The sequence below is a fragment of the Chryseobacterium sp. 14P4.3.2 genome (assembly GCF_057799275.1).
In genome coordinates, this window is the sequence record NZ_JBYOKO010000061.1 from 1 (window position 1) to 1,032 (window position 1,032).

At 29.1% G+C, this 1,032-nt stretch carries 2 protein-coding genes; both read right to left on the reverse strand.

What is annotated here, in order from left to right:
- Nucleotides 1-227 precede the first annotated feature (227 nt).
- Nucleotides 228-782: a hypothetical protein gene (locus tag AC27VX_RS23770; RefSeq protein WP_488698454.1), complete on the reverse strand. Its 555-nt coding sequence runs from the start codon at nucleotides 780-782 to the stop codon at nucleotides 228-230.
- 1 nt (nucleotide 783) lies between these two features.
- A partial coding sequence (locus tag AC27VX_RS23775) for a hypothetical protein (RefSeq protein ID WP_488698456.1) occupies nucleotides 784-1,032 on the reverse strand: 249 nt, incomplete at its 5' end.

Here is a 1,032-nt window from a genome sequence, read left to right on the forward strand (position 1 = left end):
TCTTTTATTGGTCTATCAAGTTGGCCTTTATACTGATAAATATACTTAATGTTTTCAAAATAAATATATGGCTTTTCACAAACAAAAACAGAACGTTTTTTTAACAAAACCACTACATAATTGCAGTGGTTTTGTTATTATTACTTCTCCACACAGTATAATCTTGCGGCAGCGAGGTTATAAGGAGGATAAACTTTCTATCCTAAAAAAGGTAGCAACTCGATGGTTTAGTTTCTTTTAAACCTTGCAATACACTGCTCCATAAATTGTGTTGATGTGAAGATTACTTTTTTTTCATTTGTAAACATAAATAATGAATCGTTTTTAACTGTATTGGATTTTTTATCATGAACCTTTAAAAGAAAAATTGACTGATAGTTGCCTGTTTTAGTATTATTGGGTTTTAGATGTTCCACACTTTTTATAATTTTTATTTCGTGTTTCATACTGTCCTCTACTTTTGCATATTGTGATTTGATTCGTTCCAAATCTTTTATTGTTTTAATATTCTCAAGCTTTTTTGTTAACTGTTGCTGTTGTTTATTTAATATTATCAATCTTTGAGTAGAATAGTTAGATACAAAGTCAGCTTCTTGCCATTCTTTTAAAGTATCAAATTTTACAAGTTGAATGGATTCTAAAGTAGAACTGTCCTGTTTAAGTTCTTGTGTAATTTTTTTTTGGATAGATTGGGTTAATTCTTCTTTAAAACTTTCAGCCTTATCTTTTTTACAAGAAAAAATAATGAATAAAATTAGTGCGCAAATTATTTTAGTTCTCATATTATCTTGGTGTTATTCTTTTTAATATAGAATCAGCTTGTCTACCAAATTTCACACCATCAGCATTAAATCTATTAATCATTGAATCCTTTTGACTTCTTGACATATCATATTTATAAACGTCTTGAGTTTTAATTCCAGCGCCATTTATTCTGCCACCTTCTCCTCTATAAATATTGACACCTATTGCTTGAGGGCCATAATAACTAAATGTATCCAGTTTTACTGGTGCTGATCCTGATGAACCTCC